This is a genomic window from Mesorhizobium sp. M1348 (assembly GCF_040317925.1).
In the GTDB taxonomy this organism is placed as follows: Bacteria; Pseudomonadota; Alphaproteobacteria; order Rhizobiales; family Rhizobiaceae; genus Mesorhizobium.
On the sequence record NZ_JAMYLH010000003.1, the window covers coordinates 1 to 25,928 of the forward strand.

Consider the following 25,928-nt stretch of genomic DNA (forward strand, 5'->3'; position numbering starts at 1 on the left):
CGGGTCATCCGATGCTGGCCTCCACTCCAGCCAGCATCTTGAATCACAAAACAGATAAATCTGGAATCCCCTTTGATTCCGTCAAAGGGGGAACCGCTCTAGCCGCATTTCCGCGACGCCAAAGACGTTCTATTCAGTGCGGTTCCGGAACGCGGCCTCTCCCGCGTCCGACACCTCGACCCACTTTTTGTCGGGAACGGCTTCGGCGCCGTAATTGTCGTGCCAGTTCCACCACTTGTACGTCGGCGTCTGCGGATAGCCCTCGGGCGAATCTTCCCAAACCTCCTGGCGGCCGAGCGGCGACAGGTCGAGATAGCTCCATACCGTCCCCATCGCCTCGTCGCCGCGGTTGTTGATGAAGTAGGTGCGAAACACGCGATCGCCGTCGCGGATGAACACGTTATGACCGTGCCACTCGTCAACGCCGAAGTCGGCATCGAAGCTGTCGGTGATGGTGTACCAGGGCATCTTCCAGTCCATCCGCGCCTTCAGCCGCGCAATGTCGGCCTGCGGTGCGCGCGAGGCGTAGGCAAGCGTGGTGTCGCGGGCGTTCAGATGGGCGAGGTTGCCGACCTGATCGGCCCCCAGCGAGCAGCCGCGGCAAGCGTGGTCGGGCCAGCCGAATACGCCGGGCTCGAAGAAGGCGCGGTAGACGATCAGCTGACGGCGGCCCTCGAACAGGTCGAGCAGGCTGACCTTTCCGTCGGGCCCTTCGAACGTATAGGTCTTCTCCACCGCCATCCACGGCATCCGCCGGCGCTCGGCGGCCAGTGCGTCGCGAGCCCGGGTCACCGTCTTCTCCTTCACGAGCAGTTGCTGGCGCGCGGCTTCCCACGCGTCAGGCGAAACGACCGGTGGTGTCTTCATCGCGAGCCGCGTCGTCTGCTCGCCTGTGCCATTCTGATGTGCCGTCATTGTGCATCTCCCTTGCTGGTTTGTCGCCGCAGGCGCGACGTGTTGGGTCGTGAGATAGGATAGGGGCGATAGCAGATTGGCGAGAGTGACAAGTGTGACGCGATTCCGACGGGTTCGCTGATCACTGCCGACTTTGCCGCCCGTGGCGCCCCCGCGCTCATTCGTGCCCGGACTGCTGAATGGGCCGAGCGCCGGCGAGGTAGCGGTCATTGTCAAACGGCTCGGCCTGGTTGCTGTCCGGGCTCCACAGCTGGCGGTGGGTTCGTGTGAGATCGCCGAGGTAGACATGCAGCGCACCCGATCGCGCGCTGCCTGTATTCGCAACCGAATGCACGGTATTTGACGCCAGATGCACCACGGCAGGCGCTGCGATGTCCTGCCTTTCGGGAACATCGAGTTCGCTGCCAGCAACGGGATAGATGAAGTTCGTCTCGCTGCCCTTGTAGATGCCGATCAAGGCATCCATCCGGTGGTTGTGGGGCGGGTACTGCAGGCCGGGCGACAGCGTGATGTGATAGATCGTCAGGTTCGGGCTCGCATGCAAAAGAACCTCGTCGTCGTCTTCTTCGTGAGCGAGTGTTGCCGATGCGTGAAAACGGTTGGTGTAGTCGCCCAGGACCGTCCTTACCGCTTCGAGGGGATCTGGCCCCTTCGCGGCATTGACGATATCATCGGCAACGGCGTAGAGAGGCGAGTTGGCGGGTAAAGGCATATCAGTTATCCTCCCTGAGATGCTCAGATTTCCAATCTGAGATGCTCACGCTAGCGAAGGCTGATGCCAGCGTCAACCGGACAGCCAGACGGACAAAATATGAAAACGACGAAGTTGAGGGCCGAACCGGCAAGGCCGGCCACGGTCGAGGCGACAGCACTGTCAGCCGCCGACGTCCTTCGCAGGGAACAGGCATATGAGCAGCTGAGGAATGACATCATTGCCTGCGTGCTGCGCCCCGGCGAAGCGCTGACCGAGAAACAGATCGGCGATCGATACCTGATCAAAAAGGCGACGATCCGCGCCGCGCTGGCCCGCCTGATGCAGGAAGGGCTGGTCAGGAGCGAGCCGCGCCGTGGCTACGTCGTCGCGACGCTCAGCCTGCGCGATGTCAACGAGATCTTCGATGTCCGTAGCTTGATCGAACCGGAAGTGTTCAGGGTGGCGGCATCGAACATGACCGAGCGCGGGCTGGAGGACATCAGGCTGGCAGCAAAAAAAGTGCTGAAGCCGGAGACGCTACGCAGTCAAATTGCATTCCTTGCGGCCGATCGTGCCTTTCGTCTGGCCCTTGCGGAGCTCTCGGGAAATCTGCGGCTGGCGCATCTGCTGGACCAGATCCTCGACCAGTCGGCGCGGGTTCTCCACCTCGGGTTCAAGTCGCGCGACTTCACCCAGTTGATCATCGCCCAGCAAAAGGAACTGGTTCTTGCCTGCGAGGCAGGCGACGTTTCCGGCATCGTCAAACTTGCCCGTTCGCAGTGCCTGTATCTCAAGAAGCAGGTGCTCGAGGCTTTGCTTGCAAGTTCCAAGCTTCAGGACGTCAATTTGCAGCCCTTCGCCTAAGGGAAGTTGGCCATTCGGTGCGACCGCCACCTTGGCGCAAACGGCCGCCGCGGGCCTTGTTTCACCCCACCGCGCGTGCCGCCGCCCGTCCAGCGCTGCGGCCGGAAAAGATGCAGCCGCCGAGAAACGTGCCTTCGAGCGCTGCATAGCCGTGCATGCCGCCGCCGCCGAAACCGGCGGCCTCGCCCACCGCGTACAGTCCCTCGACCGGTTGGCCGCCGGCGCCCAGCACCCGGCTGTCGAGGTCAGTCTCAAGCCCGCCGAGCGTCTTGCGGGTCAGGATGCTGAGCCTGACGGCAACCAGCGGGCCATTGGCGGGGTCGAGCAGCTTGTGCGGCCTTGCGGTGCGGATCAGCCGGTCGCCGAGATAAGCTCGCGCACCGCGCAGCGCGGTGATCTGCATGTCCTTGGAGAACGGATTGTCGAGCTGCCGGTCGCGGGCGCGGATTTCGCGCTCGACCTGCCCCAGTTCGAGCAGCGGCTCGCCGCCGGTCAGTGCGTTCATGCGGGCGACCAGCGCCGGCAAATCAGGCTCGACGATGAAATCCTCGCCCTTCTCCATGAACGCATTGACCGGCGCGGGCACGCCGCCGGTGGCGCGGCCGAGCACCTGGCGCCAGCTCTTCCCGGTCAGATCGGGGTTCTGTTCGGAACCCGACAGCGCGAACTCCTTCTGGATGATCTTTTTGGTCAGGATGAACCAGGAATAGTCGTATCCGGTGCTCATGATGTGGCTGAGCGTGGCCAGCGTGTCGAAACCGGGATAAAGCGGCACCGGCAGGCGCTTGCCGCGCGCGTCGAGCCACAGCGATGACGGGCCGGGCAGGATGCGGATCGCATGATCGGTCCAGAGTGGTGCCCAGTTCCTGACGCCCTCGACATAGTGCCACATGCGGTCGCGGTTGATGAGCCTGCCGCCGGCAGCCTCGGCGATCGCCAGCATGCGGCCATCGACATGATCGGGAACGCCGGTGATCATGCGTTTCGGCGGCGCACCCAGCCGCTGCGGCCAATTCTCCCGAACCAGCTGGTGATTGGCGCCGATGCCGCCGGAGGCGACGATGACGGCCTGCGCCTTCAGCTCGAAATCGCCGGCGATCTCGCGCGAGCTCTTGCGGCCGCGCTCGGCATCGCTCGCCGCCAATAGGTCGCCACGCACGCCGTTGACGACGCCGCCCGTCCGGGTCAATTCGTTGACCCGGTGACGGAACCTGAAGCGGATCAATCCGCGCTTCTCGGCCTCGCGCACGCGCTGGACGAACGGTTCGAGCACGCCAGGGCCGGTGCCCCAGGTGATGTGGAAGCGCGGCACCGAATTGCCGTGGCCGACGGCATTGCCGCCGCCGCGTTCGGCCCAGCCGACCACCGGAAAGAATTTCAGGCCGCGCTGCATGAGCCAGGACCGCTTCTCGCCGGCGGCGAAGCCGAGATAGGCCTCGGCCCAGCGGCGCGGCCAGAGATCTTCCGCACGGTCGAAGGCTGCGGTGCCCAGCCAGTCCTCGAGCGCCAGCTCATACGAATCGCGGATGCGCATGCGCCGTTGTTCGGGCGAATCGACGAGGAAGATGCCGCCGAGCGACCAGAATGCCTGACCGCCAAGCGACTGTTCCGGCTCCTGCTCGACGATGATGGTCTTCTTGCCGGCCGCAGTCAGTTCGGCCGCCGCGACAAGGCCGGCAAGGCCGGCGCCGACAATGATCACATCCGCGTCGTCGGGCATCTATTTGACCATGATCTCGTCCAAAAACCGGTCCCCCACTTTTTGGGATCATGGCCGGCCTAGACTGCCTCCCAGCCTTCCTTCTCGCCGGCGCGAAAGATGGCATCGATGACCTTCTGGTTGAGCACGGATTCTTCCAGGGTGAAGACGCGGTCCTTGCCGCCCTGTGCCGCCCGCGCGAAGGCCTCGACTTCCAGCCGGTACTGTTGCGTGCCAGGAAAGCGGAACACCTGCGCCTCGCTGTGGTTCTGGTTGTGCAGCTCGACGCGGTGATGGTCGTAGAGCCCGGCGTTGAACGGTGAGAACACCTCGATGAAGCCCTTCTCGCCGTGGAAGACCATCACCTGGCGTGCCGCCATCTGCGTCGACAGGTAGAAGGACAGCTCGAAGTCGCCGAAATCGGCACGGATCGAGGAATAGATGTCGGTGCCGAATGTCTTGTCGCGCTCGATCGTCGCCTGGACGCGCAGCGGCTCCTTGCCCGTCGAAAAGCGTGTCGACACCGTCGGATAGACGCCGATGTCGGGCAGCGCGCCGCCACCAAGATCGAGCTTGTTGCGCATGTTGTTGGGGTCGACATTGTAATAGGAGAACGCGCCCTGGACATGGCGCAGCCGGCCGATGGCGCCGTTGGCGATCAGCTCGCGCACCTTGATCCATTGCGGATGGTAGACGACCATGAAGGCTTCGCAGACCAGAACCTTCCTGGCATCGCGCAGCTTGATCAGCGGCGGAATGTCCTTGGCATCGAGCGCCAGCGGCTTTTCGACCAGAACATGCTTGCCGGCCTCGATCGCCTTGGCCGTCCATTCGACATGCTGCGAGGTCGGCAGCGGAATGTAGACGCCGTCGATGTCGCTGGAGGCGAGCAGCTCCTCATAGGAGCCGAAAGCGTGGCGCGCGCCGAAGCGTTCACCGAGTGCCCGGGCTTTCGACAGGTCGCGGCTGGCGATCGCCGACAGCACGCCATTCTCCGCCTCGACGATTGCCGGCAAAAGCTGCTCGCGGCCGATCTTGGCCGTCGACAAAACACCCCATCGGAACATCAGGTTTCTCCTCTCGATTGCAGGCCTGGAGGTTTGCCCTAATTCAAGAGAAAAGCCAATGCGGGACACTGGTTCCTCGCCCCACGAAGTGGGGAGAGGTGGCTCGGGCGAAGCCCGAGACGGAGAGGGGCCTTCGCGGCGGCCGAATTGGCTGTTCACGCGCCCGTTATGGGCTTCGCATCATAATCAGTCCGCGCCCTGCCCCTGCAGGATTCTGGCTTGGCGGCCGTCGTCCCCCTCTCCGTCCCGGCTTCGCCGGGCCACCTCTCCCCCGCTTTGCGGGGGCGAGGAACCAGGTTCCGCAAAGACTATCCCCTTCTACCCGTCAGCGTCATGTCGAAGTCGACGACGTTGGAATAAATCGGCGTGCCGACATCCATGCCATAGCGCGACCGCAACACCTTGCCGGTGACGTGGAATTTTATCGTGCCCGCCTTGAGGCCGCCAAGCTCGGCCGTGAATTTTTCCTGAAAGGTCTTGCCGCGCGCCGTCAGCCGGCCGGTGACAAGGGCTGACGTGTCGCCGGTCCGTTTGACGCTGGTCGAACGGAACTGGATCTCCGGATTGTTGGCCGCGTCGAAGACTGCGTCCGAGCGGAGAAAGGCATCGATGCGGCCTTGGCCGGTACCGACGCTTTCGGGGAAGATGGTGAAATTGACCTGGGACCGGCCGACATCGCTGTTGTCGATGAGGATACTGCCCTTGAAGCGGGAGAAAGCACCGTCGAGCCCGCCGCCGCCGAGCTTGGCGATGGAGAAGTGGATGCTGGAACTCCCCGGACTGATGGTGTAGCTGCCGGCCGCGTCGCCAAGGGCAACGGCGGCGAAAACAGGCATGGCAAAACAAGCGGCAGTTGCCGCAAATCCGAAGATGCGCGCGTACATGGAAATGGTCCTCTTGGCAGGCAACGCTTTCTTGCGTCCTCGCCCCATCAACGAATGAGCCGCCCGCTCTATTCCGTGTCGCGATGTGACGAAGCCGTGATCATGCGCGTCAGCACCGTATCCCTCAGCCAGAAATGATGGCGCAGCGCCGCGGCGAGATGCAAAGCGACAAGTCCGATGCCGGCATAGGCGAGATACCAGTGCGTCGCTGCCCAGAAGCTTTCTGCCTTGTCCGATTCGCCAAGCGGCAGATTGGGCATGACGAACAGATTGAACGGCACGCTCGGGATCTCCAGCACCGAGACCGAGACCAGCGCCCAGCCGGACAACGGCAGAGCGAGCTGAAACGCATAAAGCGCGAGATGGACCAGCGGCGCCATCCGGCGCTCGAACGGGCCGACCGAGCGCGGCAGCGGCGGGGTCGGTCTGCCTAGGCGCCAGGCGATGCGCAGGATGACCAGCCCAAGCAGCAGGAAGCCGAAGGATTTATGCAGCTGGATCAGTTCGAAGGCGGTGCGCTGGCTGGACAGTCTCACCATGACGAAGCCGAGCACGAACTGGCCGATAAAGAGCGCCGCGATCAGCCAGTGAAGGATGATCGCCGTCCAGCCGTAGCCGGTGGCCTGGTTTTTGGGCAGTGCTGACATGGTCGGTGAACGAATGCCAGGTCGGCTTTCTTCCACCTCTCCCTTGTGGGGAGGGTTGGCTTACTCGCCGACCTTGAAGAAATCGACAAAGGCCCTGAGCGCCGGCCGCATCTGGCGGCTGCTGGGATAATAGACGAAGAAGCCGTCGAAAGGCGGGCACCAGTCCTCCAGCACGCGAATGAGCTTGGCGGTGGTGAGCGCATCGCGGACATAGTCCTCGAACACGAAGGCAAGCCCGGCGCCATCTACCGCGGCGTTGGCAATCAGATGGTCCTCGTCGAGGATCAGCGGCCCCTGTACCGCTATCTCGATCTCCTCGCCGTTTTTCTCGAATTCCCATCGGTAGAGAATGCCGCTGGAGAAGCGGAAACGGATGCAGCGGTGAGCGGCAAGATCGTGCGGATGCAGCGGCCTGGGCCTGGTCTTGAAATAGGACGGCGCGCCGACCACGGCGCCGCGGAGGTTCGGCCCGATGCACACGGCGATCATGTCGCGCTGCAGGCTCTCGCCCAGCCGCACGCCGGCATCGAAGCCGCCCTCGACCATGTCGGTGAAGCGGTCCTCGATGACGATTTCCAGCACGATGTCCGGATAGGCAGCGGCAAAGGCGCCGAGCCTTGGCGTCAGCGCCAGGTGGGCCGCGGTGCGCGGCACGGTCAGCCTGAGATTGCCGGCCGGCCGGTCGCGTGCCTCGATCGCCGATTCCAGCGCCAGGTCGATCTCCGACAGCGCCGGCCTGAGACGCTCGAGCAGCTGCGCGCCCGCCTCGGTCGGCGCGACGCTGCGCGTACTGCGCGCCAGAAGGCGGACGCCGAGGCGCGCTTCGAGGCTGGAAACCGCATGACTGACCGCGGATGGCGCGATTGCCAGCTCCTTGGCGGCACCGCGAAAACTGCCGCATTGGGCGACCGTTGCCAGCACAGCGAGCTGTGAAAGATGGGTTCGCTTCATTGATCTATTTCTTGGAACAGCCCGTGCAGATGAGAGCCGATTATCGAACGCAGCGCAAGACGCTATCTCTGCCGCATCACAACCATCACAACAAGGAGACACGTGATGCAAACCCGCAAGCTTGGCAATGAACTCGACGTCTACCCGGTCGGCCTCGGCTGCATGGGGATGAGCTTTGCCTATGGCGGCCAGCCGGAGGCGGAGGCGATTGCCACGCTGCGCCACGCCGTCGAGATCGGCGTCAATTTCTTCGACACGGCCGAAGTCTATGGCCCCTACGAGAACGAGGTCCTGGTCGGCAAGGCGCTGAAGCCGGTGCGTGACAAGGTGACGATCGCAACCAAATTCGGCTTCAAGATCCTCGAAGAAGGCAGCGGCATGGAGCGCATGGCCGGCGTCGACAGCCGTCCCGAACACGTCAAGGCGGTTGCCGAAGCGTCGTTGAAGCGGCTGGATACGGAGGTTATCGACCTCTACTACCAGCACCGCGTCGATCCCAACGTGCCGATCGAGGATACGGTCGGCGCCATGGCCGAGCTGGTGCGCGAGGGCAAGGTGCGGGCGCTCGGCCTGTCGGAGGCGAGTGCGGCGACCATCCGCCGGGCGCATGCCGTGCATCCGATCGCCGCCGTGCAGAGCGAATATTCGCTGTGGACCCGCGATCCGGAGGAAGAGGTCTTGGCCGTCTGCCGCGAGCTCGGCATCGGCTTTGTCCCCTATAGCCCGCTCGGCCGCGGCCTGCTCACCGGCACGATCGCCAAGCCCGATGTTCTCGGCGCCGACGACTGGCGCCGCGGGTTGCCGCGCTTCCAGGCCGACGCCATGGCGGCCAATGCGGCGGTCGTCGCCGTGCTGGAAAAGATGGCCGCCGAGAAGGGCGTGACGCCGGCGCAGCTGGCGCTCGCCTGGGTGCTGCATCAGGGCGATTTCATCGTACCGATCCCTGGTGCACGAAAAATCCGCCATCTGGAACAGAATACGGCGGCGGCGGATATCGAATTGAGCGCGGCCGAGGTGCAGGCCATCGGCGATGCGCTGTCGCCGGAGAAGGTGGTCGGCAAGCGCTATACCGAGGAGCTGCTGGCCCTGGTCAACGGGTGAGTGGCGATCGACGGCGGAATCGAAAACGGGGCGTTTCGGCACCCCGTTTTCGGTGGCAGCGCAATGCAAATAATTGCGAGAAATTGGCGCGAAACACCCCCCTCTGTCCTGCCGGACATATCCCCCTCAAGGGGGGAGATTGGCAGTTCCAGCGCCCTGCCCGCCCTTCCGGCGCCGGTGATTGGCGAAAGCCGAGGCGACATCCGATCTCCCCCCTTGAGGGGGAGATGTCCGGCAGGACAGAGGGGGGTGCCTCGCGCCGACATTTCCTACCAAGGCACGACACTGATCTCCGGCCAGTTCTCCCTTGCGCGAGCGCCCTTCGTCTCGTGCGTCTGCCGATTGTCCAGTGCCCGGTTCGGCGTAATTCGAAATGAAAAGATTTCGTCGAGCCCGAACGGCGCGACGAGCTCCAGCTGGCCGTGATTGCCGAAGCGGACGCCGACCGCATGCGTCTTCGACGCGAAATAGCAAAGCGCCTCGGCGGACGACGACAGTCTGGGATAGGAACCGCCAAAGCGCGCCTCAAACCACAGATGCACCCGCGCCTGATTGCGGATCTCGACCAGAAGCGTCAACCCTTCGAAATGCTCCGCTGCACAACGAATGACCAAATCCTCGGCCTCGTAAGACAGATCGCTCTCATCGAAATAAAACAGGTCGACATCCCGGATGCCATAGCCCGACGGCTTTCCGGTCAGATGGTTCCAGACGCTGTTGTAAAGCGCGCCGGACACGACCAGCCAGTCGGGGAGGTCGAGACCGCGCGCGCGAACCAGCGCTTCATGGATCAGGGCGTCTTTCGAGACGATGTCGAGAAACGCCGTGCGCTGAGTTTCGAAGGAGAGCCCGGAATAGCGCAGATGGTCCATCGGCTCTTGGAAGGCGATTCGCGATGCCTGCGCAATCCATCAGTTCATGGTTCGTCAGGCTCTGCCCAGAAGAACGGTTCTTCGTTTGAAGGCCACTCCTCGCCATATGCAAAGCCCTCGATCGCGTCGAGCCTTCCTGTAACCTCGTCGAAGAACAAAACCATGCCGCAAGGAAGCCGGTCGGGGCCGACATACGCTACCCTGGGCGAACTGAACACCCGACTCTCAAATCGCAATTCCGGAGCAACCGATGAGGAAGTGACTGTGGTCATGAACCCTACAGGATCGCGGCTGCGTTTTTTGACTTTCAGGGTACCCATCATGACAGGAGAAATGCCGGCGGAACGGCAGAACTCCTGGACGAAAAACACTTCCAGCGGGGTCAGGTGCATCTAGCTCAGCGGCACAACGGACAGCCTTTCATTGGCGCTTGTACATCACGTCCGTTCGGATGACGTACTTGCGCCCCGACAGCACCTCGTCGCCGCGATGCTCGATCGGATGGTAGAACGCCAGTGCCATTCCTTTCTTCGGCTTCACCAGAAGACTGCTACCGGCATAGCCCGGCATCTCGCCGCGAAACGAGGTTCCTCCCCCTTCAAATCCATCCGATAGATAAATCATGAACGTGAACTGACTGCGCTCCAAGGCGTGGCGCTCGAAATAGCCGTCATGGTGCCAATCGAACTTCTGGCCCGGCCCATAGCGATAGAAACGGAAACGCTCATTCAGCCCGGTCAAGCGCCAGTCGCCGAGACCACGATAGAGCAGAGGCCGCGCCCGTGCGAAGAGCAAATCCGCAAGGTCCTCGTCATCGAAGACAACCCGGTCGTTGTTGCGAAGCTCCTTCAGGACGGTGGCGCCGCCGGAGCTGTTCACCTTGGCCGCCTCGAAACCGCGCCGTTCACTGTCAGCGATCAGATCGGCGCATTCCTGGTCATCCAGGAAGCCGTCGATCGTCCCGATGTGAGTTGCCAGCCAGGTGATGGAGAGCTTGCTGGTGTGAACCATCATCGCAACCGTTCTAGGTTCTGAGCACGCCGCCGGTCTGCTTGCCGACATTCTCGACGATGCGCTTGGCAAGCGCCTCGAAATCCTCATCGGTCAGCGTCTTTTCAACCGGCTGGATCGACACTTCGATGGCGATCGACTTCTTCGCCGCGCCGAGCGCTGCACCCTCGAAAACATCGAACACCGAGACACCGGAAATCAGCTTCCGGTCGGCGGCAAGGGCAGCGCGAACGAGTGTGCCGGCATCGACCGCCTTGTCGACGACGAAGGCGAAATCGCGCTTGACCGCCTGGAAGGCGGACAGATCGAGCCTCGGCTTCGTCCGCGTCGGCTTGGCCTTCGGCTCAGGCACCGCATCGATGAACACTTCGAAGCCGCAAAGCGGGCCGGAGACGTCCAGCCCCTCCAGCGTCTTCGGATGGAACTCGCCAAACGTGCCAAGGATTACCTTCGGCCCAAGCTTGATCGTGCCGGAGCGGCCGGGATGATACCAGGCCGGGCCGCCGGCCTCGATCTGCAGCCGCTCGACCGGCGCGCCGCAGGCTTCGAGTGCTGCGATCGCATCGGCCTTGGCGTCGAAGACGCCGACGGCGCCGGCGTTGCCGGCCCAATGGCGGCCGGAGCCCTCGAGCTTGGCGGTGCCGCGCCGCACGCCGGCGGCAACACGCCGCTGCTGGTCGGCGCCATCGCCCTCGTAGGTGCCCGACACTTCGAACAGCGCGACATCGCCGATGCCCTTGTCGGCATTACGCTGCGCGGCCGCAATCAGCCCCGGCAGCAGCGACGGCCGCATGTCCGACATATCGGCGGCGATCGGGTTGGCAAGCTTCAGCGCCTGCTGGCCGCCGCCGAACAATTCGGCGTGTTTTGCCGGAATAAACGACCAGGTGACGGCCTCCATCATGCCGCGCACGGCGAGTGCCCGCTTGGCGGCGCGGGTGCGGATCTGCAGCACAGTCAGGATCTTGGCGTTGACCGCATCATGAGAACCAAGCGGCTGCGGCGCGATGTTGTCGACGCCGTGGATGCGCATGACCTCCTCGACCAGGTCGGCCTTGCCGGCGACATCCGGCCGCCAGGACGGGACCGCCACATTGACGACATCGCCCGTGCCCTCCGGCTCGAAGCCGAGGCGGGCAAGAATGTCGAGGCTCGTCGAGCGCGGCACTTCGATGCCGGTCAGCCGCTTCACTTCCGACAACGGAAACGAGACGATCTTCGGCCGATGGCCTGCGTAGCCGACGACTTCGGTTTGCGCCGGCGTGCCGCCGCAGAAATCGAGCACCAGCTTCGTTGCCAGCTCCAGGCCGGGAACCATCATCTCCGGGTCGACGCCGCGCTCGAACCGATAGCGTGCATCGGTGATGATGCCGAGCGTGCGGCCAGTGCGGGCGGTCGCGATCGGGTCCCAAAGCGCCGACTCGATCAGCACGTCGGTGGTGTTCTCGTCGCAGCCGGAATGCTCGCCGCCCATGATGCCGGCGATCGATTCGATGCCGTCCTGGTCGGCGATCACGCACATCTCCGGCGTAAGCGTGTATTCGCGGCCGTCGAGCGCCAGCACCTTTTCGCCGTCACGCGCCCGGCGCACGGCGAGATTGCCGGTGACCTTCCCAGCGTCGAAGACATGCAGGGGCCGGCCGCGGTCGAAGGTGACGTAATTGGTGATGTCGACGAGCGCGCTGATCGGCCTCAAGCCGATGGCGAGAAGCCTTTGCTGCAGCCATTTCGGCGACGGACCGTTCTTGACGCCGCGCACCAGGCGCAGCGCAAAACCGGGACAGAGCTCCGGCGCTTCGATCGTCACCTTGACCGGCGTCTCGCCCTTGCCGGGGACCGGCTCTATCGGCGCGCTCTTCAGCGTGCCGAGCCCGCTCGCAGCCAGATCGCGGGCGATGCCATGGACGCTGGTTGCATCGGGCCGGTTCGGCGTCAGATTGATCTCGATCAGCGGATCGTCGAGATGGGCATAGGCGGCGAAACTGGTGCCGACCGGCGCATCGGCCGGCAGGTCGATGATGCCGTCATGCTCTTCTGACAATTCGAGCTCGCGCTCGGAGCACATCATGCCGTGGCTTTCAACGCCGCGGATCTTGCCGACGGTCAGCGTCACGTCGATGCCGGGAATATAGGTGCCCGGTGCTGCAAAGGCGCCGATCAGGCCCGCGCGGGCGTTCGGCGCTCCACACACAACCTGCACTGGCGCCCTGCCGTCGCCGGTGTCGACGGTCAGCACGCGAAGCCGGTCGGCGTCGGGATGCTGGACCGCCGTCACCACCTTGGCGATGACGAAGGGGGCCAGGCTCGCCCGGTCGTCGACATGCTCGACCTCGAGGCCGATCGAGGTGAGACGCTCGACGATTTCCGCCAGCGAGGCGTCGGTCTCGAGATGATCCTTGAGCCAGGAGAGGGTAAGTTTCATGACTGTGTTCCGTCTGGTCTAGGCACGCTGCACTTGAAGCTATGCGGCCGCGCGTCGGACATGTGCAGGAAGGCGAGCTGCCCGCGGATTTGCTGCGGCCCGGTTGTCACGCGCTCAAGCCCCCGAACAGCGTCGGCATGTCGAGCGGCCTAAAACCGTAATGCGACAGCCAGCGCACATCCGCGTCGAAGAAGGCGCGCAGATCTGGCATTCCGTATTTCAGCATGGCGATACGGTCGATGCCCATGCCCCAGGCAAAGCCCTGGTATTCGTCGGGATCGAGGCCGCCGTAGCGGAGCACATTGGGGTGGACCATGCCGCAGCCGAGGATCTCCATCCAGTCCGAGCCCTCGCCGAAGCGCACTTCGCCCGGCCGCGAACGGTCGCACTGGATGTCGACCTCGAGGCTGGGCTCGGTGAACGGGAAGAAGGACGGCCGGAAGCGCATCTTGACGCTCGGCACCTCGAAGAAGGCTTTGCAGAACTCCTCCAGCACCCACTTCATGTTGGCGACATTGGCCGATTTGTCGATCACCAGCCCCTCGACCTGATGGAACATCGGTGAGTGGGTGGCATCGGAATCCTGCCGGTAGGTCTTGCCGGGAATGACGATGCGGATCGGCGGCTTCTGCATTTCCATGGTGCGGATCTGTACCGGCGAGGTGTGGGTGCGCAAAAGCTTGCGCTCGCCCTGCGCGTCCGGCTGGAAGAAGAAGGTGTCGTGCATCTCGCGCGCCGGGTGGCCTTCCGGGAAGTTCAGCGAGGTGAAATTGTAATAGTCGGTCTCGATGTCCGGACCTTCGGCGATGGCAAAGCCGAGATCGCCGAAGATCGCCGCGATCTCGTCGATAACCTGGCTGATCGGATGGATGCGGCCGCGCTCGGCCGGCGATTGCCTGACCGGCAAGGTGACGTCGACCTTCTCGGCGGCGAGACGGGCCGTAATCGCCGCGTCCTTCAGCTCGGCGCGGCGAACAGAAAGTGCCTCGGTGACGCGGTTCTTGAGGCCGTTGATTGCCGGGCCTTTGACCTGGCGCTCCTCGGCGCTCATCGAGCCGAGTGTCTTCAGTATCTCGGAAACCGAGCCCTTCTTGCCGAGAGCAGAGACACGCACCGCCTCGATCGCCTGCTCATCGGCAGCCGAGGCAATCTCGGCCATCAGGGAATTTTCGAGAGTTTCCATGTCACTCATGTTCCAGATCCGATTGGAAGCAAAGAAAAACCCGCGCCAGCCCTGCCAGCGCGGGTTTCCCAAATCAAGTGTCGAATAGCTTGGGAAGCGCTGGTCTTAAGCGACAGCGCTTTCAAAAGCATTCGGCGTGGTGTTCTTGAGGTATTCGAGTGCAACCTTGGCCTTGGCCACGAGTGCGGCGAAGGCCTGCGGCTCGTGGATGGCCATATCCGACAGGATCTTGCGGTCGATCTCGATGCCGGCCTTGTTGAGACCGTCGATGAAGCGGCCATAGGTCAGGCCATGCTCATGCGTCGCCGCATTGATGCGCTGGATCCACAGCGCGCGGAACGAGCGCTTGCGGTTCTTGCGATCGCGATACGCATACTGCATCGACTTTTCCACCGCCTGCTTGGCGATGCGGATGGTGTTCTTGCGACGGCCGTAAAAACCCTTGGCGGCTTTCAGGACCTTCTTGTGCTTGGCGTGCGAGGTGACGCCTCTCTTTACGCGTGCCATGTCATGATCTCCTTAAAAGCAATTCCAGGAAAAGTGCCTAGCGGTTTTCCGTTCGGAATTGCGTAAAACAAATGCGTGTCCAGACCGAATGCCCTTATTTTGGTGCATGATGTTTTCCAAAAAGTCTGCAACTTTTTGGCATCATGCCCTAGAGGCCGTTCGGCAGAAAATTCTTGATGACCTTCTTGCCATCCGGTTCAGCCAGAACCATCGTGCCGCGGGCATTTCGAATGAACTTGTTGGAACGCTTGATCATGCCGTGACGCTTGCCGGCCGCAGCCGACAGAACTTTACCCGTACCTGTGATCTTGAACCGCTTCTTGGCGGCCGATTTGGTCTTCATCTTGGGCATTTTGCTACTCCGTTTATATGCGCACCAATGCGCTTTTTGTTCGCTTCAGGCCGACCAAAGCCCGAAAAGCAAATGAAACCGCCACGGCATGCCCTGCCGGGCGGTTTTTTGGGAACGGCGGTCCTATACGTCAAAGCGGGGGCGCGCGCAACACCCCGTGCTCAGCAACGCTGTACTCAGCAACACTGTACTCAGGGGAAACGGAACAGCACCGGCAATATGCCGGACTGCTGGGCGCCGTCGATCAGTTCGAAAGCCGGCAAGGCAACCAGGAAGACCAGACCGTCCAGCAGCGTGGTTCGCAGCAGGCGCGGCTTGAAGCCGCCGGTGTCGCCTTCCTCATACAGCGACAGCTTCGGTAAAAAGCGCGGCACTTTCGCCAGGTAGGCCTGGTATGGCGCGCCGAGAACCTCCTTGAGGAATTTCTCCTCGCGCAGGATAACGATGTAAAAGGCACCCGCGCAGAGCGCTCCAAAGCCGATCGTGGCGGTGAAGGAGCCGATCTGTGCGCCGACACCGGCGGCAGCTAAAGTAGAGAAGACATAGAGCGGGTTGCGGGTGATCGAATAGGGTCCGCCGGTCACCACTTCGGAGGATTTGCGACCGCCGATATAGAGCGTCGACCACAAGCGCCCGACGATGCCGAGAAAGATCAGCACGACGCCAACCATTTCGATCGTTTCATGCACTGGCGTATCGGGCGGAAAAACCGACTGCCCGAACAAAAGCATCGCGAACAGGACGACGACGACGACGGCAAGCACCATCCTGCGCGTGTGCTGGTAGCTGCCCAGCCCATATTTGGCTTCCGAATGCTTGACGTCATTGACCATGTCGGGAATCCGATCGTCGAGGGAACCAGAGCGTCTTTGCGCTCGCCGGCGATCGCAGCGTCTGGACAAGAAACAGGCGCCCCGCCGATCGCCGGGACGCCTTGCAACATGATTCAGGCGGATTTAATGCATGTCGCCCAAAAGTGCGCCGCGGTTTTGGGACAACGACATGCACAAAACAGAACTAAAGCGCAACGCGCTTTAGCGGGGCGCCAGCACCATCATCATCTGGCGGCCTTCGAGCTTCGGTTCGGCTTCGACCTTGGCGATGGGCGCCACTTCCTCGCGAACCTTGTTCAGAAGCTGCATGCCGAGTTCCATATGCGCCATCTCGCGACCGCGGAAGCGCAATGTCAGCTTGACCTTGTCGCCCTCCTCGAAAAAGCGCCGGACGGCCTTCATCTTGGTCTCATAATCATGGCTGTCGATGTTCGGGCGCATCTTGATCTCCTTGATCTCGATGACCTTCTGGTTCTTGCGCGCCTCGGCCGCCTTCTTCTGGTTGGCGTATTTCAGCTTGCCGAGATCGAGGATCTTTACGACGGGCGGCACTGCATTGGGCGATATCTCGACCAGATCGAGCCCAGCCTCTTCGGCGAGCAGCAATGCGTCGTTGATGGAGACATCGCCGCGGTTCTGGCCTTCGGCGTCGATTAGCTGGACCCGGGGAACCCGGATGTCACGGTTGGAGCGCGGGCCTTCCTTGGTGGGCGCCGCTGCTTTGAAAGGTCTGCGAATGGTCGTGGTCTCCTTGAGCCGTTTCGTTAAGGGGTTCTTCAGTTCAGAATTGCGAACGCGCAATGTGGTGAGCGCGCGGTCGGAGTCAATAGCACAGCATTCTCAGGAAATCACCTGCTCGATGAATGCTCCTCTGCACCAAGCGAAGAAAGTAGCAGAGCACTTTTCGTTGAATGCCTTGCTGTGCCAAAAGACCGGCGTGAGGGAATACACCATGACCACCACCCCGATCTTTCTGGACGTCGACGGGACGAGCATCGCCGTCAGGCATGCGGCAGCTGCCGAGCCCGGCATCGTCTGGCTTGGCGGCTACAGATCCGACATGCTGGGCACTAAGGCCGAAGCCCTGTCGGAATGGGCGCTCGGGGAAGGCCGCGCCTTCCTGCGCCACGATTATTCCGGCCATGGCGAATCGAGTGGCGCCTTTGCCGACGGCACCATCTCGAAATGGCTGGACGAGAGCCTGGCCGTTTACCGTCGCTTCACCCAGGGCAGGCAAATCCTGGTCGGCTCGTCGATGGGTGCCTGGATCGCGCTGCGTATGGTGCAGGAATTGCGCAAGGCGGGCGAGAACAGTGTCGCCGGCCTTGTGCTGCTGGCCCCGGCGCCTGATTTCACGTTCGAACTGGTGGAGCCGGTGCTGACCGGGGCGCAGAAGCGCGACCTCAGAAAAAAGGGTTTTTTCGAAGAGCCGTCGGGTTATTCAGCCGAGCCTTACATCTACACGCGCGCTCTGATCGAGGACGGCCGCAGCAACCGGGTGATGACCGGGCCGATCGACACGCACTGCCCGGTCCACATCCTGCAAGGACTGGCCGATCCCGACGTGCCGTCGAGCCATGCGCTGAAGCTGGTCAGCCTGCTGCCGGCCGACGACGTCACGCTGTCGCTCATCCCCGACGGCGACCACCGCCTGTCGCGGCCTCAGGATCTCGACATGCTGGTGCGGGCGGTGGGCGCGATGGTGCGGCAGGCGGGATAAGGACATGCGCATTTCCATTCCGATGTCTGCCTTTGTGGCGGCGATCGTCGGCTTCGGCGGTACGCTGGCCATCGTCATCGCCGCCGCCAAGGCGGTCGGCGCAACGCAGGTTGAGACCGCAAGCTGGGTGGCGGCGCTTTGCCTGGCGATGGCGATCGAGAGCCTGTGGCTGTCCTGGCGCACAAAAATGCCGGTCATCACCGCATGGTCGACGCCAGGCGTGGCGCTGATCGCCGCATCGACCGGCTTTTCGATGGGCGAGGCGGTTGGCGCCTTCATCGTCACCGCGGTCCTGCTAATCACCACAGGCCTGTTCGGGCCGTTGACCAAGCTGATCGCCAGAATACCGGCTTCGGTCGCGTCCGGAATGCTGGCCGGCATCGTCGTCACCTTCGCCATCAATGCGGTGAAAACCGTTCCCGTCGACCCGTGGCTGATCCTGCCGCTGATTGCGGCGTTCTTCGTCATCCGCCTGTTCAACCCGGCGCTGTCGGTGCTGTTGGTGCTGATCGGCGGCGGTCTCGCCGCCTTCCTCACCGGCCGGGTCGGCGGTCTGCCGGCACCGGAACTCTCGAGCTTGACGCTGGTGATGCCGCAGTTCACCGCCACCGCGATCATCGGCCTCGCTTTGCCGCTCTACCTCGTCACCATGGCCTCGCAGAACCTGTCCGGCCTCGCCGTGCTGAGGGCAGCCGGCTATCATCCCGAACCCGGGCCGCTGATCGGCGTCACCGGCCTGTTTTCGCTGCTGACGGCGCCGTTCGGCGCCTCGACCACCAATCTGGCGGCGATCTCGGCGGCGATCTGCACCGGACCCGACGTGCATCCCGATCCAGCCGAGCGCTGGAAGACCGGGCCGTTCTACGCACTGGCCTATCTCGTCTTTGCCCTGTTCGGCGCGTCGCTGGTGGCGATCTTCGCCGTATTGCCGCCGAGCCTGATCGCGCTGGTCGCCGGCCTGGCGCTAATGGCACCGCTCGCCAATGCGCTGTCGATCGCCCTGAAAGACGAGGACGAGCGGATGGCCGCCACCGTCACCTTCGCGGTCACCGCGTCGGGGCTGACGTTATTCGGCGTCGGTGCGGCTTTCTGGGGGCTGATAGCGGGATTGGTCGTGCTTTTCCTCGAAAAGCTCAAAAAGCGATAATCATTTCAGCCGCTTGTCCGGTTTTGGCGGTTGCTGTCTTGAATCGCCGTTTTCTCCATCCCATTTCGATTCCACGCAGCCGGATTTGGCTGTCTCCAACTGAAGGATTGGGAGAAATGAACACATCTGCATTGATCCGTCCGGCCTGGACGCCGGCGACCATCGCGTTGATGGTGATCGGGTTCATGGTGTTCTGGCCGCTCGGCTTAGCCATGCTCGCCTACATCATCTGGGGCGACAGGCTCGACGGCTTCAAGCGTGACGTCAACCGCGCCACCGACGGCATCTTCGCCGGCTGCCGCCGCGGTTCCGACAAGGCCGCGCGCTGGAGTCATGGCTCCGCCCGCACCGGCAACGTCGCTTTCGACGACTGGCGCGAAAAGGAACTCGAGCGGCTTGCCGAGGAACGCCGCAAGCTCGACGAGATGCTGAGCGAGTTCGACGAATATGCCCGCGAATTGCGCCGCGCCAAGGACCAGGAAGAGTTCGACCGCTTCATGGCCAACCGCAACAAGTCGACATCACCCACGACCGGATCGACGACGAACAACAAACCCAGCGGCACGCTAGGCCTGCTCGACGAGTAAGGTCCCGTGCGCAGATAGATAATCCAACGGCGTCGCGTCAGCGGCGCCGTTTCTTTTTTGTTCTAGTCGTTTCCCTCGAATCACGTATCGTCCCGGAATGTCCTTCGGCTTCTTCCGCACCCCGACGAAACCCAAGCCCACGCCCGTCGTGGAGCGCGAGCATTGCGTTGCCGGCCGCACTCTGCCGCTCAAGATCGTCGAGAACGACCGGGCGCGGCGCCTGACGCTGCGCATCGATTCCGGCGGCCGCGGCCTGCGCATCACCGTGCCGCCGGGGCTGCGCCGCGGCGAGGTCGAAAAATTCCTCGACCGCCATCAGGACTGGCTGGAGCAAAGGCTGGCCAAAGTGCCCAATCGGCCGCAGGTGCGGCCCGGCATCAAGATACCGATGCGCGGCGTGCCGCATCGCATCGTCCATGAACCGTCGAAACGCGGCACCGTCACGCTGTCGCACGACGAGCGCGGGCCGCTGATGATCGTGCATGGCGAACGCGTGCATCTGCCGCGCCGCATCGCCGATTTCCTGAAGCGCGAGGCCAAGCGCGAGATCGAGGCGCTGGTGACCAAGCACTGTGCTGCGGTTGGCAAGCGCGCCAAGGCGATCCGCTTCAAGGATACGTCGAGCCGCTGGGGATCGTGCACGTCGGACGGCAATCTGTCGTTTTCCTGGCGCATCATGATGGCGCCGCGGCCGGTGATAAACTACCTCGTCGCGCATGAGGTGGCGCATCTCAAGGAGATGAACCACGGCCCGAAATTCTGGAAATTATGCGAGCAGCTTTGCCCGGACACTGACCGCTGCAAGGACTGGCTCAAGCGCAATGGCGGCGCGCTGCAGGCGATCGCGTTCGAGTAGTTGTCCGATCAATCGTCATTCGCCGCGTTCAACTCCTCCGGCCGCAACCCCTCATCGACATGGCGCGGCCAAGGCAGAAAATCCTGCTCGAAGGTCTCGTTGCTGAAATAGGCCAGCGCCCGGTGCGCCTCGGCGCCGTTGAAAGCCGCCTTGTCCATCAAATGAGCGATGACCTCATGGGCCTGTGCCAGCTTTTGCCTGAGTTCCGCGACGGTCTTTTCCGGCATGTCTTTGTTCTCCCGCCTTTGTGCCTGAGCAAGTAGCGCGTCGCGCTCTTATATTAGCAAGGTAGCGCGTTCCGCTCTTACATTAGCAAGGTAGCGCGTTCCGGGCTGGCGGCAAACAGGATGCTTTTTCTCGACTCTTTTGCCGTTTCGTGCCAATCCCGCGCCATGGCGCTCGACATCAAGATATGCGGGTTGAAGACCGACAAGGCACTGGCTGCGGCATTGGCCGGCGGCGCCAGCCATGTCGGCTTCATTTTCTTTGCCAAAAGCCCGCGCTATGTCGGGCCGGCGGAAGCCGGCCGCCTGCGCGAAGCGGCGCGCGGCAAGGCTAAGGCTGTTGCGGTGACGGTCGACGCCAGCGATATGTTCCTGGACGAGATCGTCGAAAAGATGCAGCCCGACATGCTGCAGCTTCACGGCGCCGAAACCCCCGGGCGGGTGGCCGAAGTGAAGGCGCGCTACGGCTTGCCGGTGATGAAGGCGCTGCCGGTCAGCGAGACTGCCGATCTCGAGCGGGTTAAACCCTTCATCGGCATTGCCGACCGTTTCCTGTTCGACGCCAAGCCGCCTAAGGGTTCGGAATTGCCGGGCGGCAACGGCCTTGCCTTCGACTGGCGCGTTCTGGCCGGCCTTGACGCCGGCGTTGATTACATGCTTTCCGGTGGGCTCAACGCCGGCAATATCGGCGACGCCCTTCGGCTGGCGAACCCGCCCGGAATAGATGTTTCCTCGGGCGTGGAGAGCGCACCGGGCGTCAAGGAACCGGCGCTGATCGAACAATTTTTCCGGGCCGTCGGGGCAGCACGCGACAACCGCGCCGCCTGACCACGCTTCAAACCACAGACCAGGAGATCGGCGATGGATAAGCCGGCGATACCGAATTCCTTCCGCACCGGCCCCGACGAGCAGGGCATGTTCGGCATTTTTGGCGGTCGTTTCGTTGCCGAAACGCTGATGCCCCTGATCCTCGAGCTGGAGCGGCACTGGAACGAGGTCAAGAACGACCCGGATTTCAAGGCCGAACTGACCGATCTCTCGACGCACTATGCCGGGCGGCCATCGAAGCTCTATTTCGCCGAAGGCCTTACCCGGCATCTTCGCGGGGTTTCCGCGGCTAAGGGCCTCGGGGGTGGCGCAAAAGTCTATTTCAAGCGCGAGGACCTGAACCACACCGGCTCGCACAAGATCAACAACTGCCTCGGCCAGATCCTGCTCGCCAAGCGCATGGGCAAGACGAGGATCATCGCCGAGACCGGTGCCGGCCAGCATGGCGTCGCTTCCGCTACAGTGGCGGCGCGCTTCGGGCTTCCCTGTATCGTCTATATGGGCGCGACCGACGTCGCCCGGCAAAGCCCCAACGTGTTTCGCATGAAGCTTCTGGGCGCCGAGGTGCGGCCGGTGACCGCCGGCCACGGCACGCTGAAGGACGCCATGAACGAGGCCCTGCGCGACTGGGTAACCAATGTCGAGGACACCTATTACCTGATCGGCACCGCCGCCGGCCCACATCCCTATCCGGAGCTGGTGCGCGACTTCCAGTCGGTGATCGGCACCGAGGCGCGCGCCCAGATCCTCGAGCAGGAAGGCCGGCTGCCGGACACGATCATCGCTTGTGTCGGCGGCGGTTCCAACGCCATCGGCCTGTTTCATCCCTTCCTCGACGATAGTGAGGTGCGCATCATCGGCGTCGAAGCCGGCGGTCGCGGCCTCGACGGCATCGAGCATTGCGCCTCGATGAGTGCCGGCGCGCCCGGCGTGCTGCATGGCAACCGTACCTACCTCCTGCAGAACGCCGACGGCCAGATCATGGACGGCCACTCGATCTCGGCGGGCCTTGACTATCCGGGCGTCGGGCCGGAGCATTCGTGGCTGCGCGATTCCGGCCGCGTCGACTATGTGCCGATCCTCGACGACGAGGCGCTGGAGGCGTTTCAGCTGACGACGCGCGTCGAGGGCATCATTCCGGCGCTGGAATCGGCCCATGCCATCGCGCAGGCGGTGAAGATCGTGCCTGATATGGACAAGGAACAGATCGTCATCGTCAACATGTCCGGCCGCGGCGACAAGGACGTGCACACAGTGGCCAATATGCTGGGCATGGAGATCTGATCATGGCCACCCGTATCGACCGCCGCATGGCAAAGCTGAAGGCCGAAGGTCGACCGGCACTCGTCACCTATTTCATGGGCGGCGACCCTGACTACGACACGTCCCTGTCGATCATGAAGGCGCTGCCCGGCGCCGGCAGCGACATCATCGAGCTCGGCATGCCGTTTTCCGATCCAATGGCCGACGGCCCGGCGATCCAGGCGGCCGGCCTGCGGGCGCTGAAGGGCGGCCAGACACTGGTCAAAACGCTGAAGATGGCCTCGGAATTCCGCGCCGGCGACAATGAAACGCCGATCGTGTTGATGGGCTATTACAATCCGATCTACATCTACGGCGTCGACCGCTTCCTGAAGGACGCGATTGCTAGCGGCATAGACGGGCTGATCGTTGTCGACCTGCCGCCGGAGATGGACGAGGAGCTTTGCATCCCGGCACTCAAGGCCGGCATCAATTTCATCCGGCTGGCGACGCCGACCACCGACGACAAGCGCCTGCCCAAGGTGCTGCAGAACACCTCCGGCTTCGTCTATTATGTGTCGATGACCGGTATCACCGGTTCGGCGCTGGCCGACACCGGCAAGGTGGCGGCGGCGGTCAAGCGCATCAAGAGCCATACCCACCTGCCGGTCTGCGTCGGCTTCGGCGTCAAGACCGCCGAGCAGGCGCGCACCATCGGCGCGTCAGCCGACGGCGTCGTCGTCGGAACCGCGATTGTCAATGCCGTCGCCAACGTGCTCGGGCCGAAGGGCGAAAAGACCGCCGATCCGGCCGAGGCCGTCGCCACGCTGGTCAGCGGGCTTTCGCAAGGAGTTCGCGCGGCTCGCCTTGCTGCCGCCGAATAATCTTGATCTTCTGGTTGGCCATGATCTTGCCGATAACCGGTTTCCACTTTTCGGGATCATGGTCTAACTCTTCGTAAGGACAGGAGCGAAGCGATGAACTGGATCACCAATTACGTCCGCCCGAAGATCAATTCGATGCTCGGCCGCCGCACCGACATGCCGGAAAACCTGTGGATCAAGGATCCCGAGACCGGCGAAATGGTGTTCCACAAGGATCTGGAGCAGAACCAGTTCGTCATCCCGTCCTCCGGCCACCATATGAAGATATCGGCCAAGGAACGGCTGAAATTCTTCCTCGACGACGGCAAATACGAGACGCTGGAAAACCCCAAGGTCGTTCAGGATCCGCTCAAGTTCCGCGATGAGAAGCGCTACCTAGACCGGCTGAAGGATGCCAAGGCCAAGACCGGCATGGAAGACGCCATCATCAATGCGCTGGGCACCGTCGAAGGTCTGCCGGTGGTGGTGACGGTGCAGGATTTTGCCTTCATGGGCGGCTCACTCGGCATGGCGGCCGGCGACGCCATCGTGCATGGCTTCGAGGTCGCCTTGCAGCGCAAGCGGCCGCTGATTCTGTTTGCGGCCTCCGGCGGCGCCCGTATGCAGGAAGGCATCCTGTCGCTGATGCAGTTGCCGCGGACCACGGTCGGCGTCGACAGGCTGAAGGAGGCCGGCCTGCCCTACATCGTCGTCCTGACCAACCCGACGACCGGCGGCGTCACCGCTTCCTACGCCATGCTGGGTGACGTGCATATTGCCGAGCCCGGCGCGCTGATCGGCTTTGCCGGCCCGCGCGTCATCGAGCAGACCATCCGCGAAAAGCTGCCCGACGGCTTCCAGCGCGCCGAATATCTGATGGAACACGGCATGGTCGACATGGTGGTGTCACGGCTGGAAATGCGTCAGACGATTGCGCGACTGTTGAGAATGCTGCTCAAGCTGCCGGAAGAGCAAAAACCGCAGGAGCCGGAAATCCTGCCGCCGTCGGTGATTCCGGCCGAAGCCCGGCCGCACGCCTGACGCGACATCACGCGGCGCGAGCGGCTGTTGTGTGCCGTTGCGCACGCGCCTAGGATTCTTCCATGACCACGCTTGCCGCCGACCGCGAAATCGAAAGCCTGATGGCGCTTCACCCGAAGGGCTTCGACCTTTCGCTCGACCGCATTTCGCGGCTGCTCGAGCGGCTCGGCAATCCGCAGGACCAGCTGCCGCCGGTCATCCACATCGCCGGCACCAACGGCAAGGGTTCCTGTGCTGCTTTTTCACGGGCGCTGCTCGAAGCCGCCGGCTACCGCGTCCACGTCCACACCTCGCCACATCTGGTGAACTGGCACGAGCGCTACCGGCTGGCCGCCGATGGCGGCGGCAAGCTGGTGGACGACAAGGTCTTCGCCGAAGCCATCGCCCGCGTCGCCAAAGCCAATCAAGGCCAGAAGATCACCGTCTTCGAAATCCTCACCGCCGTCACCTTCCTGCTGTTTTCCGAACATCCGGCCGATGCCGTCATCCTCGAGGTCGGCCTTGGCGGCCGCTTCGACGCCACCAATGTCATCGCCGAGCCGGCCGTGTCGGTGATCATGCCGGTCTCGCTCGACCACGAAGCCTATCTCGGCGACCGCGTCGAGCTGATCGCCGTCGAAAAGGCCGGCATCATCAAGCGCGGATGCCCGGTCGTCATCGGCGCGCAGGAAAGCGAGACGGCGCAGCAGGTGCTCATCGAAACCGCCGAGCGGCTCGACTGCCCCGCCTTCCTCTATGGCCAGGACTTCCTTGCCTATGAGGAAAACGGCCGCATGGTCTATCAGGACGAAGACGGATTGATGGACCTGCCGCCGCCGCGCCTGCCGGGACGCCACCAATTCGCCAATGCGGCGGCGGCGATCGCGGCGGTCAAGGCGGCGGGTTTCGAGATCAGCCACCGCGCCGCCGAGAAGGCGATGGCCAATGTTGCCTGGCCGGGCCGGATGCAGAAGCTGCCTCAGGGCCGGCTGAGCGAACTGGCGCCAAAGGGCGCCGACATCTGGCTCGACGGCGGCCACAATCCCGGCGCCGGCGTGGTCGTCGCCGAGGCGCTGGCCGAGCAGGAGGAAAAGAACCCGCGGCCCCTGTTCCTGATCTCGGGCATGATCAACACCAAGGACCAGAGCGGCTATTTCCGCGCCTTCAAAGGGCTGGTCCGGCATGTCTACACCGTGCCGGTGAGCCTGAGCGACGCCGGCGTGCCGAACGACGAACTGGCGACCCGCGCCATCGAGGCCGGCCTGTCGGCCGAACCGGTCAGTTCCGTCGCCAATGCGCTGATGCTGCTGCGCGACACATGGGACGGACCGCCGCCACGCATCCTGATCGGCGGATCGCTCTACCTGGCCGGCGCGGTATTGGCCGAAAACGGCACGCCGCCGGTTTGAGGCGTGCTTCACCCGGGAACACTTACGAGA

Annotated in this window: 28 protein-coding genes; 11 read left to right on the forward strand and 17 right to left on the reverse strand. The window is 63.2% G+C overall.

Features of this window, described 5'->3' with window-relative positions; genetic code table 11:
- Nucleotides 1-129: 129 nt before the first annotated feature.
- Complete coding sequence (locus NKH13_RS06985) at nt 130-915, reverse strand: DUF899 domain-containing protein (RefSeq protein ID WP_023677589.1); 786 nt, start codon at nt 913-915, stop codon at nt 130-132.
- A 157-nt stretch (nt 916-1,072) separates the two neighbouring features.
- Entirely contained in the window at nt 1,073-1,627 is a 555-nt protein-coding gene (locus tag NKH13_RS06990) for an autotransporter (RefSeq protein ID WP_352911644.1), read from the reverse strand.
- A 99-nt stretch (nt 1,628-1,726) separates the two neighbouring features.
- Here NKH13_RS06990 and NKH13_RS06995 point away from each other — a divergent pair, with 99 nt between their 5' ends.
- A complete protein-coding gene (locus tag NKH13_RS06995) occupies nt 1,727-2,473 on the forward strand; it encodes a GntR family transcriptional regulator (RefSeq protein WP_352911647.1) in 747 nt (248 codons plus the stop codon).
- Between the two features lie 61 nt (nt 2,474-2,534).
- On the opposite strand, the gene NKH13_RS07000 is transcribed toward NKH13_RS06995, so the two are convergent.
- The 5 genes from NKH13_RS07000 to NKH13_RS07020 all read right to left on the reverse strand — a co-directional run bounded on the left by NKH13_RS07000 (nt 2,535) and on the right by NKH13_RS07020 (nt 7,721).
- Nucleotides 2,535-4,193 (reverse strand): FAD-binding dehydrogenase, encoded by a 1,659-nt coding sequence (locus tag NKH13_RS07000; protein WP_352911649.1) that lies wholly within the window; start codon nt 4,191-4,193, stop codon nt 2,535-2,537.
- A gap of 59 nt (nt 4,194-4,252) precedes the next feature.
- Nucleotides 4,253-5,239: a Gfo/Idh/MocA family protein gene (locus NKH13_RS07005; RefSeq protein ID WP_352490432.1), complete on the reverse strand. Its 987-nt coding sequence runs from the start codon at nt 5,237-5,239 to the stop codon at nt 4,253-4,255.
- A gap of 308 nt (nt 5,240-5,547) precedes the next feature.
- Nucleotides 5,548-6,123 (reverse strand): YceI family protein, encoded by a 576-nt coding sequence (locus tag NKH13_RS07010; RefSeq protein WP_352717229.1) that lies wholly within the window; start codon nt 6,121-6,123, stop codon nt 5,548-5,550.
- Nucleotides 6,124-6,191: 68 nt separating this feature from the next.
- A complete protein-coding gene (locus tag NKH13_RS07015) occupies nt 6,192-6,770 on the reverse strand; it encodes a cytochrome b (RefSeq protein WP_352717227.1) in 579 nt (192 codons plus the stop codon).
- 60 nt (nt 6,771-6,830) lie between these two features.
- Nucleotides 6,831-7,721: a LysR family transcriptional regulator gene (locus NKH13_RS07020; protein ID WP_352717226.1), complete on the reverse strand. Its 891-nt coding sequence runs from the start codon at nt 7,719-7,721 to the stop codon at nt 6,831-6,833.
- Between the two features lie 105 nt (nt 7,722-7,826).
- Between NKH13_RS07020 and NKH13_RS07025 the strand changes: the two genes are divergently transcribed.
- Nucleotides 7,827-8,822 carry an aldo/keto reductase gene (locus NKH13_RS07025; RefSeq protein WP_352911652.1) on the forward strand — a complete coding sequence of 332 codons (996 nt, stop codon included), beginning with the start codon at nt 7,827-7,829 and terminating at the stop codon, nt 8,820-8,822.
- A gap of 269 nt (nt 8,823-9,091) precedes the next feature.
- Here the strand turns inward: NKH13_RS07025 and NKH13_RS07030 are convergent, their stop codons facing one another.
- The 9 genes from NKH13_RS07030 to infC form a co-directional block, all read right to left on the reverse strand.
- Nucleotides 9,092-9,694 carry a nucleotidyltransferase family protein gene (locus NKH13_RS07030; RefSeq protein ID WP_352911655.1) on the reverse strand — a complete coding sequence of 201 codons (603 nt, stop codon included), beginning with the start codon at nt 9,692-9,694 and terminating at the stop codon, nt 9,092-9,094.
- A 44-nt stretch (nt 9,695-9,738) separates the two neighbouring features.
- Nucleotides 9,739-10,086: a hypothetical protein gene (locus NKH13_RS07035; RefSeq protein ID WP_352911658.1), complete on the reverse strand. Its 348-nt coding sequence runs from the start codon at nt 10,084-10,086 to the stop codon at nt 9,739-9,741.
- Between the two features lie 28 nt (nt 10,087-10,114).
- On the reverse strand, nt 10,115-10,708 hold the full coding sequence (locus NKH13_RS07040; RefSeq protein ID WP_352568469.1) for a prolyl hydroxylase family protein: 594 nt from the start codon (nt 10,706-10,708) through the stop codon (nt 10,115-10,117).
- Between the two features lie 10 nt (nt 10,709-10,718).
- The gene (gene pheT / locus NKH13_RS07045) at nt 10,719-13,127 is read right to left on the reverse strand and encodes a phenylalanine--tRNA ligase subunit beta (protein ID WP_352717223.1); all 2,409 of its coding nucleotides are present in this window, start codon (nt 13,125-13,127) and stop codon (nt 10,719-10,721) included.
- 106 nt (nt 13,128-13,233) lie between these two features.
- The gene (pheS, locus tag NKH13_RS07050) at nt 13,234-14,319 is read right to left on the reverse strand and encodes a phenylalanine--tRNA ligase subunit alpha (RefSeq protein WP_352717222.1); all 1,086 of its coding nucleotides are present in this window, start codon (nt 14,317-14,319) and stop codon (nt 13,234-13,236) included.
- Nucleotides 14,320-14,415: 96 nt separating this feature from the next.
- Nucleotides 14,416-14,817, reverse strand: coding sequence for a 50S ribosomal protein L20 (gene rplT, locus NKH13_RS07055; RefSeq protein ID WP_352522431.1), 402 nt, complete (start codon nt 14,815-14,817; stop codon nt 14,416-14,418).
- Between the two features lie 148 nt (nt 14,818-14,965).
- Entirely contained in the window at nt 14,966-15,169 is a 204-nt protein-coding gene (gene rpmI, locus NKH13_RS07060) for a 50S ribosomal protein L35 (RefSeq protein WP_006201248.1), read from the reverse strand.
- Between the two features lie 191 nt (nt 15,170-15,360).
- Nucleotides 15,361-16,002, reverse strand: a complete 642-nt coding sequence (locus NKH13_RS07065; protein ID WP_352911663.1) for a methyltransferase family protein — start codon at nt 16,000-16,002, stop codon at nt 15,361-15,363.
- A gap of 201 nt (nt 16,003-16,203) precedes the next feature.
- Nucleotides 16,204-16,740 (reverse strand): translation initiation factor IF-3, encoded by a 537-nt coding sequence (gene infC / locus NKH13_RS07070; RefSeq protein WP_023677573.1) that lies wholly within the window; start codon nt 16,738-16,740, stop codon nt 16,204-16,206.
- A 214-nt stretch (nt 16,741-16,954) separates the two neighbouring features.
- On the opposite strand from infC, the gene NKH13_RS07075 reads away from it, so the two are divergent.
- The 4 genes from NKH13_RS07075 (at nt 16,955) to NKH13_RS07090 (ending at nt 20,312) form a co-directional block, all read left to right on the forward strand.
- Entirely contained in the window at nt 16,955-17,722 is a 768-nt protein-coding gene (locus tag NKH13_RS07075; RefSeq protein ID WP_352911666.1) for an alpha/beta hydrolase, read from the forward strand.
- 4 nt (nt 17,723-17,726) lie between these two features.
- Nucleotides 17,727-18,869 carry a benzoate/H(+) symporter BenE family transporter gene (locus NKH13_RS07080; protein ID WP_352911668.1) on the forward strand — a complete coding sequence of 381 codons (1,143 nt, stop codon included), beginning with the start codon at nt 17,727-17,729 and terminating at the stop codon, nt 18,867-18,869.
- Nucleotides 18,870-18,985: 116 nt separating this feature from the next.
- Entirely contained in the window at nt 18,986-19,456 is a 471-nt protein-coding gene (locus NKH13_RS07085; RefSeq protein ID WP_352911671.1) for a DUF2852 domain-containing protein, read from the forward strand.
- A gap of 97 nt (nt 19,457-19,553) precedes the next feature.
- Nucleotides 19,554-20,312, forward strand: coding sequence for a M48 family metallopeptidase (locus NKH13_RS07090; RefSeq protein WP_352717218.1), 759 nt, complete (start codon nt 19,554-19,556; stop codon nt 20,310-20,312).
- Between the two features lie 8 nt (nt 20,313-20,320).
- On the opposite strand, the gene NKH13_RS07095 is transcribed toward NKH13_RS07090, so the two are convergent.
- Nucleotides 20,321-20,539 carry a hypothetical protein gene (locus NKH13_RS07095; protein ID WP_352717216.1) on the reverse strand — a complete coding sequence of 73 codons (219 nt, stop codon included), beginning with the start codon at nt 20,537-20,539 and terminating at the stop codon, nt 20,321-20,323.
- Nucleotides 20,540-20,704: 165 nt separating this feature from the next.
- Here NKH13_RS07095 and NKH13_RS07100 point away from each other — a divergent pair, with 165 nt between their 5' ends.
- The 5 genes from NKH13_RS07100 to NKH13_RS07120 all read left to right on the forward strand — a co-directional run bounded on the left by NKH13_RS07100 (nt 20,705) and on the right by NKH13_RS07120 (nt 25,898).
- Nucleotides 20,705-21,364 (forward strand): phosphoribosylanthranilate isomerase, encoded by a 660-nt coding sequence (locus NKH13_RS07100; RefSeq protein ID WP_352717373.1) that lies wholly within the window; start codon nt 20,705-20,707, stop codon nt 21,362-21,364.
- Nucleotides 21,365-21,397: 33 nt separating this feature from the next.
- Nucleotides 21,398-22,648, forward strand: coding sequence for a tryptophan synthase subunit beta (trpB, locus tag NKH13_RS07105; protein WP_352911674.1), 1,251 nt, complete (start codon nt 21,398-21,400; stop codon nt 22,646-22,648).
- A gap of 2 nt (nt 22,649-22,650) precedes the next feature.
- The gene (gene trpA, locus NKH13_RS07110) at nt 22,651-23,490 is read left to right on the forward strand and encodes a tryptophan synthase subunit alpha (RefSeq protein WP_352911676.1); all 840 of its coding nucleotides are present in this window, start codon (nt 22,651-22,653) and stop codon (nt 23,488-23,490) included.
- A 93-nt stretch (nt 23,491-23,583) separates the two neighbouring features.
- Entirely contained in the window at nt 23,584-24,510 is a 927-nt protein-coding gene (accD, locus tag NKH13_RS07115) for an acetyl-CoA carboxylase, carboxyltransferase subunit beta (RefSeq protein ID WP_352717214.1), read from the forward strand.
- Nucleotides 24,511-24,572: 62 nt separating this feature from the next.
- Nucleotides 24,573-25,898, forward strand: a complete 1,326-nt coding sequence (locus NKH13_RS07120; RefSeq protein WP_352717212.1) for a bifunctional folylpolyglutamate synthase/dihydrofolate synthase — start codon at nt 24,573-24,575, stop codon at nt 25,896-25,898.
- The last annotated feature ends 30 nt before the right edge of the window (nt 25,899-25,928 follow it).

Coding starts and splice junctions, on each gene's coding strand:
- NKH13_RS07040 (WP_352568469.1), bottom strand. CDS start 10,708: ATGATGGTTCACACCAGCAAGCTCTCCATCACCTGGCTGGCAACTCAC.
- pheT (WP_352717223.1), bottom strand. CDS start 13,127: ATGAAACTTACCCTCTCCTGGCTCAAGGATCATCTCGAGACCGACGCC.
- trpA (WP_352911676.1), top strand. CDS start 22,651: ATGGCCACCCGTATCGACCGCCGCATGGCAAAGCTGAAGGCCGAAGGT.
- NKH13_RS07075 (WP_352911666.1), top strand. CDS start 16,955: ATGACCACCACCCCGATCTTTCTGGACGTCGACGGGACGAGCATCGCC.
- NKH13_RS07020 (WP_352717226.1), bottom strand. CDS start 7,721: ATGAAGCGAACCCATCTTTCACAGCTCGCTGTGCTGGCAACGGTCGCC.
- NKH13_RS07025 (WP_352911652.1), top strand. CDS start 7,827: ATGCAAACCCGCAAGCTTGGCAATGAACTCGACGTCTACCCGGTCGGC.
- NKH13_RS07095 (WP_352717216.1), bottom strand. CDS start 20,539: ATGCCGGAAAAGACCGTCGCGGAACTCAGGCAAAAGCTGGCACAGGCC.
- NKH13_RS06985 (WP_023677589.1), bottom strand. CDS start 915: ATGACGGCACATCAGAATGGCACAGGCGAGCAGACGACGCGGCTCGCG.
- NKH13_RS07090 (WP_352717218.1), top strand. CDS start 19,554: ATGTCCTTCGGCTTCTTCCGCACCCCGACGAAACCCAAGCCCACGCCC.
- pheS (WP_352717222.1), bottom strand. CDS start 14,319: ATGAGTGACATGGAAACTCTCGAAAATTCCCTGATGGCCGAGATTGCC.
- NKH13_RS07005 (WP_352490432.1), bottom strand. CDS start 5,239: ATGTTCCGATGGGGTGTTTTGTCGACGGCCAAGATCGGCCGCGAGCAG.
- NKH13_RS07010 (WP_352717229.1), bottom strand. CDS start 6,123: ATGTACGCGCGCATCTTCGGATTTGCGGCAACTGCCGCTTGTTTTGCC.
- NKH13_RS07085 (WP_352911671.1), top strand. CDS start 18,986: ATGAACACATCTGCATTGATCCGTCCGGCCTGGACGCCGGCGACCATC.
- accD (WP_352717214.1), top strand. CDS start 23,584: ATGAACTGGATCACCAATTACGTCCGCCCGAAGATCAATTCGATGCTC.
- NKH13_RS07080 (WP_352911668.1), top strand. CDS start 17,727: ATGCGCATTTCCATTCCGATGTCTGCCTTTGTGGCGGCGATCGTCGGC.
- NKH13_RS07065 (WP_352911663.1), bottom strand. CDS start 16,002: ATGGTCAATGACGTCAAGCATTCGGAAGCCAAATATGGGCTGGGCAGC.
- NKH13_RS06995 (WP_352911647.1), top strand. CDS start 1,727: ATGAAAACGACGAAGTTGAGGGCCGAACCGGCAAGGCCGGCCACGGTC.
- rplT (WP_352522431.1), bottom strand. CDS start 14,817: ATGGCACGCGTAAAGAGAGGCGTCACCTCGCACGCCAAGCACAAGAAG.
- NKH13_RS06990 (WP_352911644.1), bottom strand. CDS start 1,627: ATGCCTTTACCCGCCAACTCGCCTCTCTACGCCGTTGCCGATGATATC.
- NKH13_RS07100 (WP_352717373.1), top strand. CDS start 20,705: ATGGCGCTCGACATCAAGATATGCGGGTTGAAGACCGACAAGGCACTG.
- NKH13_RS07035 (WP_352911658.1), bottom strand. CDS start 10,086: ATGCACCTGACCCCGCTGGAAGTGTTTTTCGTCCAGGAGTTCTGCCGT.
- rpmI (WP_006201248.1), bottom strand. CDS start 15,169: ATGCCCAAGATGAAGACCAAATCGGCCGCCAAGAAGCGGTTCAAGATC.
- trpB (WP_352911674.1), top strand. CDS start 21,398: ATGGATAAGCCGGCGATACCGAATTCCTTCCGCACCGGCCCCGACGAG.
- NKH13_RS07120 (WP_352717212.1), top strand. CDS start 24,573: ATGACCACGCTTGCCGCCGACCGCGAAATCGAAAGCCTGATGGCGCTT.
- NKH13_RS07030 (WP_352911655.1), bottom strand. CDS start 9,694: ATGGACCATCTGCGCTATTCCGGGCTCTCCTTCGAAACTCAGCGCACG.
- NKH13_RS07000 (WP_352911649.1), bottom strand. CDS start 4,193: ATGCCCGACGACGCGGATGTGATCATTGTCGGCGCCGGCCTTGCCGGC.
- NKH13_RS07015 (WP_352717227.1), bottom strand. CDS start 6,770: ATGTCAGCACTGCCCAAAAACCAGGCCACCGGCTACGGCTGGACGGCG.